At 70.6% G+C, this 11,362-nt stretch carries 10 protein-coding genes and 2 tRNA genes; 7 read left to right on the top strand and 5 right to left on the bottom strand.

The genetic code is table 11. The features are described from left to right. The first annotated feature begins 28 nt into the window (after positions 1 to 28). From CKO41_RS02315 to CKO41_RS02300, 4 genes are read left to right on the top strand one after another with little or no spacing between them, the layout of a single operon-like run. Complete coding sequence (locus CKO41_RS02315) at positions 29 to 1,297, top strand: ABC transporter substrate-binding protein (RefSeq protein WP_200381121.1); 1,269 nt, start codon at positions 29 to 31, stop codon at positions 1,295 to 1,297. Next, positions 1,294 to 2,175, top strand: a complete 882-nt coding sequence (locus tag CKO41_RS02310) for an ABC transporter permease subunit (RefSeq protein ID WP_200253115.1) — start codon at positions 1,294 to 1,296, stop codon at positions 2,173 to 2,175. Before CKO41_RS02315 ends, CKO41_RS02310 begins: the two co-directional genes overlap by 4 nt. After that, the gene (locus tag CKO41_RS02305) at positions 2,172 to 3,005 is read left to right on the top strand and encodes a carbohydrate ABC transporter permease (protein WP_200253113.1); all 834 of its coding nucleotides are present in this window, start codon (positions 2,172 to 2,174) and stop codon (positions 3,003 to 3,005) included. The genes CKO41_RS02310 and CKO41_RS02305 overlap by 4 nt, the downstream gene beginning before the upstream one ends. A gap of 5 nt (positions 3,006 to 3,010) precedes the next feature. Further along, positions 3,011 to 4,153 carry an ABC transporter ATP-binding protein gene (locus tag CKO41_RS02300; protein WP_200381120.1) on the top strand — a complete coding sequence of 381 codons (1,143 nt, stop codon included), beginning with the start codon at positions 3,011 to 3,013 and terminating at the stop codon, positions 4,151 to 4,153. A 229-nt stretch (positions 4,154 to 4,382) separates the two neighbouring features. On the opposite strand, the gene CKO41_RS02295 is transcribed toward CKO41_RS02300, so the two are convergent. Genes CKO41_RS02295 through CKO41_RS02285 form a run of 3 tightly spaced genes read right to left on the bottom strand, consistent with a single transcriptional unit; the run spans position 4,383 to position 7,054 of the window. Next, positions 4,383 to 4,772 (bottom strand): hypothetical protein, encoded by a 390-nt coding sequence (locus CKO41_RS02295; protein WP_200253109.1) that lies wholly within the window; start codon positions 4,770 to 4,772, stop codon positions 4,383 to 4,385. Positions 4,773 to 4,828: 56 nt separating this feature from the next. Next, the gene (locus CKO41_RS02290) at positions 4,829 to 5,512 is read right to left on the bottom strand and encodes a response regulator (protein ID WP_200381119.1); all 684 of its coding nucleotides are present in this window, start codon (positions 5,510 to 5,512) and stop codon (positions 4,829 to 4,831) included. A 33-nt stretch (positions 5,513 to 5,545) separates the two neighbouring features. Continuing rightward, complete coding sequence (locus tag CKO41_RS02285; RefSeq protein WP_200381118.1) at positions 5,546 to 7,054, bottom strand: ATP-binding protein; 1,509 nt, start codon at positions 7,052 to 7,054, stop codon at positions 5,546 to 5,548. Positions 7,055 to 7,194: 140 nt separating this feature from the next. Here CKO41_RS02285 and CKO41_RS02280 point away from each other — a divergent pair, with 140 nt between their 5' ends. Then, a complete protein-coding gene (locus CKO41_RS02280) occupies positions 7,195 to 7,878 on the top strand; it encodes a hypothetical protein (protein ID WP_200381117.1) in 684 nt (227 codons plus the stop codon). A gap of 31 nt (positions 7,879 to 7,909) precedes the next feature. On the opposite strand, the gene htpX is transcribed toward CKO41_RS02280, so the two are convergent. Beyond that, positions 7,910 to 8,800: a protease HtpX gene (htpX, locus tag CKO41_RS02275; RefSeq protein ID WP_200381116.1), complete on the bottom strand. Its 891-nt coding sequence runs from the start codon at positions 8,798 to 8,800 to the stop codon at positions 7,910 to 7,912. Between the two features lie 161 nt (positions 8,801 to 8,961). Between htpX and CKO41_RS02270 the strand changes: the two genes are divergently transcribed. Beyond that, a tRNA-Ala gene (locus tag CKO41_RS02270) sits at positions 8,962 to 9,037 on the top strand. A gap of 51 nt (positions 9,038 to 9,088) precedes the next feature. Continuing rightward, positions 9,089 to 9,164 (top strand) — tRNA-Glu (locus tag CKO41_RS02265). A 308-nt stretch (positions 9,165 to 9,472) separates the two neighbouring features. Here CKO41_RS02265 and CKO41_RS02260 read toward each other — a convergent pair. Next, positions 9,473 to 11,071, bottom strand: coding sequence for a PAS domain S-box protein (locus CKO41_RS02260; protein ID WP_200254906.1), 1,599 nt, complete (start codon positions 11,069 to 11,071; stop codon positions 9,473 to 9,475). Positions 11,072 to 11,362: the final 291 nt, after the last annotated feature.

The raw sequence follows: 11,362 nt of genomic DNA, 5'->3' as shown, positions 1-11,362 counted from the left end.
GAGGGTCGACGGCCGATAGGGGGGGGCGATGCCCGGATTCGGTAGGTGCAGAGGCGGGGGCGGGCGCTGGCTCGCGGCGGCGTTGGCCGGCCTGGCGCTGCTCGGCTGCGGCGGCGAGGACCGGGCGTCCGGGCCGCCGGTGCTCGCCTGGTACGTCTTCGACGAGCCGTCCGGGGCCTTCGCCGAGGCGGCCCGGCGTTGCGCGGCGGCCTCGCACGGGGCCTACCGCATCGCGCTGCGGCCGCTGCCGGCGGACGCCGACCAGCAGCGCGAACAGCTGGTGCGCCGCCTCGCCGCCGGCGATCGGGCGATCGATCTGATCGGGATGGACGTCATCTGGACCGCCGAGTTCGCCGCGGCCCGCTGGATCCTACCCTGGCCCGAGGAGACGGCGCAGCGCGTGCGCGCCGGGCGGATCGCGGCGACGGTCGCGAGCGCGACCTACGAGGGGCGGCTCTGGGCCATCCCGTTCACGACCAACACCCAGCTCCTCTGGTACCGCACCGACCGGGTCGCCGCGCCGCCGCCGACCTGGGACGCCATGATCCAGACCGCCGAGGCCCTCGGGTCCGACGGGACGATCCAGGCCCAGGGCGAGCGCTACGAGGGGCTGACCGTCTTCTTCGTCTCGCTGCTCGCCTCGGCCGGCGGGGCCGTCCTCTCCGAGGATGGCCGGTCGGTCTCGCTCGCGACCGGGCCGACCCGCGAGGCACTGCGGGTCATGCGCCGCCTCGCCGACTCCCCGGCCTCCGCCCCGGGGCTCGCGAGCGCCCGCGAGGACCAGTGCCGCCTCGCCTTCGAGGCCGGCGGCTCGTCCTTCATGGTCAATTACACCTACGTCTGGCCGAGCGCCCGCGCCAACGCCCCGGCCGTGGCCGAGGCCATGGGCTGGGCGCGCTGGCCGGGCGTCGCGCCGGACCGTCCGAGCCGGGTCGCGATCGGCGGCATCAACCTCGGCGTTGCCGCCTTCTCGCGCCACCCGGACCTGGCCCGGCAGGCCGCCGCCTGCCTCGCGGCCCCACCCGGGCAGCGCCTGGCCGCGGGGCGCGGCGGGCTGCCGCCGACGCTGGCGGCCCTCTACGACGACCCCGCGGTGCGCGCGACCTTCCCGTTCGCCGACCTCTTGCGCGCGACCCTGCGCGACGCGGTCCAGCGCCCGCAGACGCCGCTCTACAACGACGTCTCGCTCGCGATCGGGCGGGTCCTGCATCCGCCCTCGGCGATCGACCCGGCGCGCGACGTCGAGCGGCTACGCGAGGCCCTCGGCCGCGCGCTGCGCTCCGAGGGGCTCCTGTGACCACCCGCCGCGATCCGGCCGAGGAGCGCCTGGGGTGGCTGCTGTGCACGCCGGCGGTGCTGGCGATGCTGCTGGTGACCGCCTACCCAATCGCCTACGCGGTCTGGCTGTCGCTGTTCCGCTACGACCTGCGCTTCCCCGACGAGCGTGTCTTCGTCGGCCTCGCCAACTACGCGAGCGTGCTGACCTCGGAGGTCTGGTGGGGTGCGCTGTTCAACACCCTGACCATCACGCTCGCGTCGGTGGCGTTGGAGCTCGTCCTCGGCCTGGCGCTCGCCCTCGTCATGCACCGGGTGCTGTTCCTGCGCCGCACCCTGCGCGCCTCGGTGCTGGTGCCCTACGCGATCATCACGGTCGTCGCGGCGCTCGCGTGGAAGTTCGCCTTCGACCCGGTGACCGGTTTCGTCAATCCCTGGTTCGGCACCGAGCGCGCCTGGCTGACCGAGCGCTGGTCGGCCTTCCTCGTCATCATCCTGACCGAGGTCTGGAAGACGACGCCCTTCATGGCCCTGCTGCTGCTCGCCGGGCTGACGCTGGTGCCGCGCGAGCTGCTCGAGGCCGCGCGGGTCGACGGGGCGAGCGCCTGGCAGCGTTTTCGGCGCATCCAGCTGCCGCTGCTGCGCCCGACCCTGCTGGTCGCGCTGCTGTTCCGCACGTTGGACGCCTTCCGGATCTTCGATACCGTCTTCGTCCAGACCCGTGGCGCCCAGGGCACCGAGACGGTCTCGCTGATCGGCTACCAGACCCTGGTGACGCGGCTCAATCTCGGTCTCGGCTCGGCGGTCTCGGTGCTGATCTTCCTCGGCGTGTTGGCCATCGCGGCCGTCTTCGTCAAGGGGCTAGGGGCGAGCCTGTCCCGCGAGGGGGAGGCGCGATGAACGAGCGGGGGATCCTCGAACGATTGTTCTGGCGCGTCGGCGCGCTGCTCGTGATCGGCTATGCGCTGTTGCCGGTCGCCTGGATCCTGGCGCTGTCGCTGAAGCCGGCCGCCGCCCTCGGCGACGGCCGCTTCCTGCCGCGCGCGCCGAGCCTGGAGCACTACCGGGCGATCTTCGCCGACGCCCAGTTCCCGGCCGCGCTGCTGAACTCGCTCGGGATCGCGGCGCTCGCGACCCTCGCCTCGGTCCTGCTCGGGATGCTCGCCGCCTACGCGATCGTGCGGCTGCGCTTCCGTGGGCGTTCGCTGGTGCTCGGCGCAGCGCTGGCGATCGCGATGTTCCCGCCGGTCGCCGTCATCGGCCCGCTGTTCGAGCTGTGGCGCGGCATCGGCCTCTACGACACCTGGCCCGGTCTGATCCTGCCCTACATGACCTTCACGCTGCCGCTCGCGATCTGGACGCTGGCGGCCTACTTCCGCGAGATCCCGTGGGACCTCGACCAGGCGGCGCGGGTCGATGGGGCGACGCCGCTGCAGGCCTTCCGCTACGTGATCGCGCCGCTTGCCGCACCCGGGGTCTTCACGGCTGCGATCCTGGTCTTCATCTTCGCCTGGAACGACTTCCTGTTCGCCGCCGCGCTGACCTCGACCAACGCCGCGCGCACCGTGCCGGCGGCGATCGCCTTCTTCACCGGCAGCTCGCGCTTCGAGCTGCCGACCGGGTCGATCGCCGCCGCCTCGGTCGTCGTCACGGTGCCGGTGACGCTGCTCGTCCTCGTCTTTCAGCGGCGCATCGTCGCCGGGCTCACCGCCGGGGCGGTGAAGGGGTAACGCCGATGGCCGAGATCGTCCTCGAGGGGATCGCCAAGCGCTTCGCCGATGGCACGCAGGCGCTGCAACCGACGGACCTGAGGATCCGCGACGGCGAGTTCTTCGTCCTGGTCGGGCCGTCGGGGTGCGGCAAGTCGACGCTGCTGAAGATCATCGTCGGCCTCGAGCGCCCGAGCGCTGGCGAGGTGCGGGTCGCCGGCGAGGTCGTCACCGGGAAGGATCCGAAGGACCGCAACATGGCGATGGTCTTTCAGAGCTATGCCATCTATCCGCACATGACGGTGCGCGAGAACATGGCCTTCCCGCTCAAGCTCGCGCGGCTCCCCGCGACCGAGATCGCGGCGCGGGTCGAGGAGGCGGCGGCGATCCTGGAGCTCACCGAGCTGCTCGGGCGCAGGCCGGCGGCCCTCTCGGGCGGGCAGCGCCAGCGCGTCGCGATGGGTCGGGCGATCGTGCGCCAGCCGGCCGCCTTCCTGCTCGATGAGCCGCTCTCGAACCTGGATGCGAAGCTGCGGGTGCAGATGCGCACCGAGCTCGGCCGGCTCCAGCGGCGCCTCGGCACGACGACCGTCTATGTCACCCACGACCAGACCGAGGCGTTGACGCTCGGCGAGCGGATCGCGGTGCTGCGCCGCGGCGCCATCCAGCAGGTCGGCACGCCGCGCGACCTCTACCAGGACCCGGCGAACCTGTTCGTCGCCGGCTTCATCGGCGCGCCGGCGATGAACCTGTTGCCGGCGACGCTCGCGGGCGACCGCCTGCGGCTGCCGATGTTGGAACTGGCGCTGCCCGGTGGGCCGCGCGGTGGGTCAGGGGCGTGCGAGGTGATCGCCGGCATCCGGCCCGAGCACTTTCGGGTCGCGTCGACCGTCGGGGAGGGGGCGAGGTTCCGCGCCCAGGTCGAACTCGTCGAGTGGCTCGGCGCGGACCTCTTCGTCCATTTCGACGTCGCGGCGCCGCATGGCGCGCGGCTCGGCGCCCTGGCCGAGGAGTTGGGGCTGCCGGGCGAGCACGATCGGCGGCGCCTGGTGGCGCGCCTGGGGAGCGACTGTCGCGTGCGCGAAGGGGAGGCGTTGGCGCTCGGGATCGACGCCGCGGCGGTTCAGCTCTTCGATCCCGACAGCGGTGGGCGGATCGAGCTGGGGTGAAGGGACGTAGCGGTCACGCCGGTCCCGACCTCCGTGCCCGTCGGTCGTTCGCGCACCGGGGTCAGAGGTCTTGCCGCGGGGGTGTCGGGCGGTCTCCGGCGAGGATCCTGCCCGCCCTCGGCGCCGCCGATCTGAGCGGTATCGGGCCGGGCGCCGAGGGTGCCCGGGCGGTCAGGGGTCCCGCCTGGCGGCCGATCCGCCCGCGCGACGGGACGCCCTTGGGGCCTTCTCAGTTGTAGCCGTAGTCGTCCGGCTTCTTCGGCCCGAGGCTGTGGTTGCCATCGATCTGGTCGATGATGTTCTCGACGCCCCAGTTCGGCTTGGTGTAGTCCGCGCCCTTGCCGTTCGGGTACATCTCGGCATCACTGACGGCCGCGGCCTCGGCCGGCGCAGCGGCCTGCTCTTCCGTTGCGGCCTGCTCCTCGGCGAAGGCTGCCGACGCGAACAGGGTCGTGGCGGCGAGCGTAATCATCAGTCGTTTCATATCGTTATCTCCCCTTAATGCGATACGGTGCATTGTGGCGTGAAACAATGAGGCATCACCGATCGCGCCCTCGATGGCCGAGCGCGCGGGTCGCGCCGACCTGCGATCGACGGATGCGCCGCTCAGCATAGTCATTGCGCGGGTCGATCACAAGGCCGTTCGATGTCCTGGCCTGACATGTCATGGTGCGTTCAGGCCGGCGGTCGTACCTCGTAGCGGTAACCGACGCCGTAGACCGAATGGATCAGGTCCTGCTCGGGGAGGATCTCGGCGAGTTTGCGGCGGAGCTTCTTCACATGACTGTCGATGGTCCGGTCGGAGACGACGCGGTGGTCTCGATAGATGCGGTCCATCAGGCGGTCGCGGCTGAAGATGCGTCCCGGGGCGCCATGCAGTGCCGCGAGCAGCGCGAACTCGACCGCGGTCAGCTCGACCTCGCGCCGGCCGGCGCGCACCCGCAGCGTCGTCTCGTCGAGCGCGAGCGGCCCCTCGCCCGGGGAGGCCGCACCGTTGCCCGCGCGGCGCAGCACGGCCTTGACCCGTGCGACGACCTCGCGCGGGCTGTAGGGCTTGCAGATGTAGTCGTCGGCGCCGAGATCCAGACCCAGCAGCCGGTCGATCTCCTCGACGCGCGCCGTGGCCATGATGATGGGCACGGTGCTGAAGGCGCGGACCTCGCGGCAGATGGTCAGGCCGTCGGTGCCCGGCAGCATCAGGTCGAGCAGGATCAGCGCCGGCTCGTCGGTGCGGACCCGTGCGACGACCTCGGCGCCGTCGGCCAGGTGGGCGGTGGCGTAGCCGGCGGCCTCGAGGTAGTCGGCGAGGAGCCGGGCCAGGCGTTGTTCGTCTTCGACGATCAGGATGGTGTCGCTCATGGTCTGTCCGTGCGTTGACAGGGGGCGCGCGGGTCAGCCGCGCAGCGGCAGGCGGATCCGGATCCACAGGCCCCCGCCGCGGGCGGGCCGGGCGCGGATCGTGCCGCCGTGGGCCGCGACGATATTCTGGCAGATCGCAAGTCCCAGGCCGGCCCCGCCGGTGTGGCGGCTGCGCGAGGCGTCGACGCGGTAGAGCCGGTCGAACAGGTGGGCGAGCGCCTCGCCCGGGACGCCGGGGGCCGTGTCTTCGAAGTCGCAGATCAGCGCCTGCGCGTCGCGCTGCAGGGTGACGGTCAGACCACCGCCAGGATCCGTGTACTGGAGGCTGTTCTGCAACAGGTTGCGAACCAGCTGCGACAGACGGTGGGGGTCGGCCAGCATCGTGACCGGTGCGCCCAGGCGGCGCTCGAGGTGCAGTGTCAGGCCGGCCGCTGCGTACCGGGTGGTAAAGGATTCCACATCGGCCTCGATGATCGCGCCCGGCTCGACGGGTTCCTTGCGGTAGCTGAGCGCGCCGAGATCTGTCATCGACAGCTCGTAGAGGTCGTCGACGAGCCGCCCGAGTCGCAGCGTGTCGGTGAGCAGCGAGTCGATCGCGTCGCGGTCGAGCGGGCGCACCCCGTCCTGCAGGGCCTCGAGCTCGGCGCGCAGCAGCGCGAGCGGCGTGCGCAGCTCGTGGGAGATGTCGGCGACCCACTGACGGCGCGCCTGCTCGTTGAGCTCCAGGGCCTCGGCCAGGGCATTGATGTCGGCGCCGAGGCGCCCGAGTTCGTCGTGGCCTGCGGCCGTCACCCGCGCGCCATAGTCGCCGGCCGCGAGCTGCCGGGCGGCCGATTGAAAGGCGAACAGCCGGTGGGTCAGGCGGCGGGCGAGGACCAGCGCGAGCATGGCGGAGAGCGCGATCATCCCGGCGGCGATGACGAGCAGCGCCTCCGTCTGGCGTTTCAGGAAGCGAAACTCCTCGAACTCCGAGATGATGGGGCCAGGCAGCAATGCCAGCCTGCCGACCGTCTCGCCGTCGACCCGGATCGGGTAGCGCCGGGTCTCGGCGAGCAGGGCGGGACGGCCCCAGACGATCCCGTCGTCGGCGTCGATGAGCATCAGCCGCATCCCCAGCGGCGGCGGTGGGGCGCCGGGGGGCAGCGGACGCAGGGCCGCGTCCGGTGGCCAGATGCCGAGGTCGTCTGGGTCGGCCGCCAGGCGGCCTCGGTGTGCGTGTCCATCGAGCGACGGGTGGGCCGGGGGGCGCCGTCGCTCGCCCGGGGGCGCCGGCGGTTCATCGGGCGGCCCGTGGCGCCGACCCTTGAGGATCGCGACCCAGAGCCGCTTGTCGCGGCGCAATGCATCCCAGCCGCCGTCGCGGCGATAGACCTCGGCGAGACGCCGGGCGACCTCTTCGAGATAGTCGCGCTGGCGGGTCTCGGCCAGCTCCGTCAGCCCCTGGCGGAAGGACCAGTGCATGAAGCCGAGCATCGATGTCGCCACCAGGACGCTGGCGACCAAGAAGATCAGAAAGAGCTTGGTGCGGATCGAAAAGGTCATGGGCGCATCTCCTGGCCGCGAGTATCGGGCACATCCATGCAAACAATGCGCAGCGCCCTGGCCGCGGCCAGGCGCGGGTCCCGGTACAATCGCCGCGTCAGCCGCGCCTTGCCTCTGCCATGCCGCCTCAGGAGTCTTCGATGGCCGACCTCCCGCTCGCCCTGGCCCTCGTCAATTTCCTGCCGAGCCTGTTCTCGGCGCTCGCCTTCGTCTCCATCGCCCGCCTGGTGCAGGCGTTCGACGCCGATCGACGCTGGCTAGCGTGGATCGGCGGTGTACTGGTCGTCCTCGGTGGCCTCGCCAAGGCGACCTGGAAGCTCGTCTTCGTCCTGAGCGGCCAGGACCTCGCCTGGCTCGCCAATGCCCTCTTCCCGTTGCTCGGGCCGGGCTTCGTCCTCGTCGCCGGCGGCCTCTGGGCGGCGCGGCGGCGCGAGTGCGGCCGCCTCGGCGGTTACCGGTGGGCCTGGCTCGGGCCGCTCGCCGCGATCGTCCTGGCCTTTGGGCTCGCGGCCCTGCGCAGCGGGTGGCTCGAGATCCCCCGCGGTTGGTTCCTGCCGCTGATGGGTCTGACGACGCTCGGCAACCTGGCGGTCGGCATCCTGCTGATCCGCGCGGCCGCCGCCCGCCGTCAGTGGCTCGCGGCGGGCCTCTTCGCCGGGAACCTGTTGGTCGTGTTCGCGCTGCCGCCGATCGCGATGATCGAGCCGAAGACGGTCGCGGTCCACTGGGTGGAGCAGGGGCTGACCATCGTCGGCACCGGCGGCTTCGCGCTGGCCGCCTATCTGCTGCTCGGGGCCGTGCGCGCGGATCGGCGGCGGGGCTGAGCCCCGCATCGGGTGCGCGGGACGGCGCCGCTCAGCGCCCGGCCCCTTGCAGCGCGGCGATGCGCCGCTCCAGCGGCGGGTGGCTCATGAACAGGGCCTTGAGGCCCTCGCCGATGTTGCCCGAGATGCCGAACGCGGCGAACTCGCCGGCCGGGAGGTCCTGGGGCTGGTACTGGCGCTGCAGCGCCCGCAGGGCGCCGATCATCTTCTCGCGCCCGGCGAGGCGGGCGCCGCCGGCGTCGGCGCGGAATTCCCGATAGCGCGAGAACCCCATGACGATCATGGTCGCGAGGATCGAGAGCAGGATCTGCGCGACGATGGAGACGATGAAATAGGCCGGCCCGTGGCCCTGTTCGGTCTTGAAGACGACGCGGTCGACGACGTGGCCGATGACGGTCGAGAGGAAGACGACGAAGGTGTTGACGACCCCTTGGATCAGGGTCAGCGTGACCATGTCGCCATTGGCCACGTGGCTGATCTCGTGGCCGAGCACGGCCTCGACCTCGTCGCGGGTCATCTGCTGCGTCAGGCCCGTGCTGACGGCGACCAGGGCGGCGTTGCGGTTCCAGCCGGTCGCGAAGGCGTTCGGCTGCGGGGACTCGAAGACCCCGACCTCCGGCATTGCCACGCCGGCCTCCTGGGCGAGGCGCGCGACCGTCTCGACGAGCCAGCGTTCGTAGGGGGTCGCGGGCGACTCGATCAGCTGCACCCCCATCGCACGCTTCGCCATCGTCTTGGAGAGGAACAGCGAGATCAGCGACCCTGAGAAGCCGATCACGGCGGCGTAGACCAGCACGCTGCCGTAGTCGAGATAGACCCCGTTGGCCTGGAGCAGGCCCTCGAGGCCGAGCAGCTTGAAGACGATGCTGATGACCAGCAGGACGGCGAAGTTGGTTGCGACGAACAGCAGGATGCGTTTCATATCGGATGCTCCGTGGGAAGGGGCAGGCGGTCGCGGAGCGACGCGCCCGGAGAGGCGGCGTCGCCGCGTGCCGATCGGCACGGCTTATAGGGTCATTCGCGCCGCGAAAAAAGACTGGACATCGGCGCTCTCGGTGCGTAATATGCGCGTTCTAACTCGACGGGGCCATAGCTCAGCTGGGAGAGCGCAACACTGGCAGTGTTGAGGTCGGCGGTTCGATCCCGCCTGGCTCCACCAATTTCGATAAGTCCGGTCGTCGCGACCGGTTTTTTTTGATGTCGATATTCTGTCCCCATCGTCTAGAGGCCTAGGACACCGCCCTTTCACGGCGGCAACCGGGGTTCGAATCCCCGTGGGGACGCCAAAACTCGATGCAGGGCGTCCGACCCAGAACGAAGGGGTCGTCGGCAGTGCGCCGGCGGCCCCTTCGTCGTTCTGGCCGGTCCATGAGGTCCGTCGCCCGACCATGCCCGTGCCGAGCGTCGCGCGCGCGGCCTCGTTGGAGGGCCGCGTCGGCGTTGCGTTCCCCCGCCCCGGCGAGGTCGACCGTCGGTGCCCCTGCCCGATCCGTTCGAGCGGGTGCGCCGATCGTCCACGATCGTCCGGATGGCGATCCACGAGGCCCCGTGACCGATCCCATCCCTCGGCCGCCAACGGTGCGCTGCCAGGGGACTATCCCGAAAGCGGGCCCAAAAGCGGGATGGTCACGCGTACCATCACGCCTTCTCCTGGGCTGCTCCGCACCTCGAATCGGCCCAGGAGGGACTCGGCGCGCTCGCGCATGCCGAGCATCCCCATCCCCTTCTTGCTCCGGCCGAGGTCGATGCCGCGACCGTCGTCGCGCACGCTGAGCCGCACGCCCTGTGGGGTCCGTTCCAGCTGGATGCCGACCCGGCTCGCCGCGGCGTGTTTCTCGATATTGGTCAGGCACTCCTGCACGATCCGGTAGATCGCGATCGCGATGGCTTCGCCGATCGCGTCGAACGAACCGGTGACCGTGAGGTCGCAGGCGATATCGCGGTGGCGACATCGCCACTGCTCGACGGCATCCCGAATCGCCGTCACGAGGCCCAATTGGTCGAGGATCTGGGGCCGCAACCGTTCAAGGACCTGCTTCAGCGATTCGGCCATCCGTCCCGTGACCTGCTCGATCTTCGTCAGCTGCGCGAGCCGCTCCTCCCAATCCTCCTGCCCGTCGCGAAAGAGGCGGATCTGGAGCATGAGCGCGATCAGATTCTGCCCCATCTCGTCGTGCAGTTCGCGCGCGAGGTGTCGTCGTTCCTCCTCCTGGACCGCGAGGATGCGTCCCGAGAGCAGTCGGTTCTCTTCCAGCAGGCGTTGCATCGCGAGTTCCGCCTGCTTCGTGGCCGTGATGTCGGTTGCCGACAGGAACACGCCCGTTTGTCTTCCCCATTCATCGAAGTCGGGGACGCATTCGGTCCGCACCCAGCGCGTCGCCCCGTCGGGCCAGGGCACCTCCGCCTCGTAGGAGCGGCGCTTGCCGGCCAGTGCGGCCTCGGCATCGTCCTCGACTACCTCCCAGCCCCGCTCGCCCAATACCTCCCGGAGGTGCTTGCCGACGATCTCGCCGGGGGGCAGGCCGCACCAGGCCGCGTAGGTCTTGTTGACGAAGGTGTGTCGACCGGCGTTGTCGACCCGCGTGAAGGCGGCCGGGACGCTGCTCGCCAGGTGCCGAAAGTGTCTCTCGCTCTCTTTGAGCGCCTGGGTGCGCTCCTGTACCGTCCGTTCCAGCAGCCCCTTCTGTTGGCGCAGCGTCTCCTCGCTGGCGATCAGCGCCGCCTCCATCCTCTTCCGCTCGGTGATATCGACGGCCATCGAGACCAGGTGCGGCTGATTGCCCAGGCGGATCAGCACGCCGGAATACAACAGATCCCGAAGCTCCCCCGACCGGGTCCTGATCTGGAATTCGAAGCCGCTGACCTTGTCGTTCGCCGTCAACTCGGCGAGCAGTCGTTGTCTGGTATCCGGGGCGGCGTACAGGTTCAGGGCGTTTGCCGACTTGCCGACGATCTCGGGTCGCGAATAACCCGTCAGTTCCATCATGGCCGGATTGAAATCGACCAACTGATTGTCCGAGAGCCTGGCCAGCGCGGTCGGCACCGGCGACGCGTCGAAGATGGTCGCGAAACGTCGCTCGCTCTCCTCGAGGACCTCGACCGATCGCTCGAGTCTGCCATTCAGGCCTTCCAGCTCCCTTTTCAGGCGATCGATCTGTTCCTTCAGATCGTCATAGGTTGGCTGCTTCGGCATGTCCAAATCATTCCTGGGCCGCGAGGACGAGCGGGGGATGCCATTCGACCGAGGTCGGTCTCGTCTTGCGCTCGGCGTGGCACGCGTCGAGCGACGGCCGCCGGCGGTAGCGGGTCCACGAAGCGGCGGGGGTGCGCGAGGGCCGCGCGCGGCGGGCGGGTGACCCCGGACCGGTTGGCGCGGGACAGGTCCATGGCCTGGATGCGTGCGGCGCTCGGTAACCGGGCGCGTTCCAGGTCGATCGGAACCAGAAGCCGCCAACGATCGGCAGGATCAGGCAGGCCGTCAGTT

It is taken from the genome of Thiococcus pfennigii (assembly GCF_016583835.1).
Lineage (GTDB): Bacteria > Pseudomonadota > Gammaproteobacteria > Chromatiales > Chromatiaceae > Thiococcus > Thiococcus pfennigii.
Note: the sequence above shows the minus strand (reverse complement) of the source record. Positions and strands in the feature narration are given on the sequence as shown.

Bases quoted from the DNA above. Each gene is read 5' to 3' on its own strand.
- CKO41_RS02315 (WP_200381121.1), top strand. From the start codon at position 29: ATGCCCGGATTCGGTAGGTGCAGAGGCGGGGGCGGGCGCTGGCTCGCG.
- CKO41_RS02305 (WP_200253113.1), top strand. From the start codon at position 2,172: ATGAACGAGCGGGGGATCCTCGAACGATTGTTCTGGCGCGTCGGCGCG.
- CKO41_RS02300 (WP_200381120.1), top strand. From the start codon at position 3,011: ATGGCCGAGATCGTCCTCGAGGGGATCGCCAAGCGCTTCGCCGATGGC.
- CKO41_RS02295 (WP_200253109.1), bottom strand. From the start codon at position 4,772: ATGACTATGCTGAGCGGCGCATCCGTCGATCGCAGGTCGGCGCGACCC.
- CKO41_RS02290 (WP_200381119.1), bottom strand. From the start codon at position 5,512: ATGAGCGACACCATCCTGATCGTCGAAGACGAACAACGCCTGGCCCGG.
- CKO41_RS02285 (WP_200381118.1), bottom strand. From the start codon at position 7,054: ATGACCTTTTCGATCCGCACCAAGCTCTTTCTGATCTTCTTGGTCGCC.
- CKO41_RS02280 (WP_200381117.1), top strand. From the start codon at position 7,195: ATGGCCGACCTCCCGCTCGCCCTGGCCCTCGTCAATTTCCTGCCGAGC.
- htpX (WP_200381116.1), bottom strand. From the start codon at position 8,800: ATGAAACGCATCCTGCTGTTCGTCGCAACCAACTTCGCCGTCCTGCTG.
- CKO41_RS02260 (WP_200254906.1), bottom strand. From the start codon at position 11,071: ATGCCGAAGCAGCCAACCTATGACGATCTGAAGGAACAGATCGATCGC.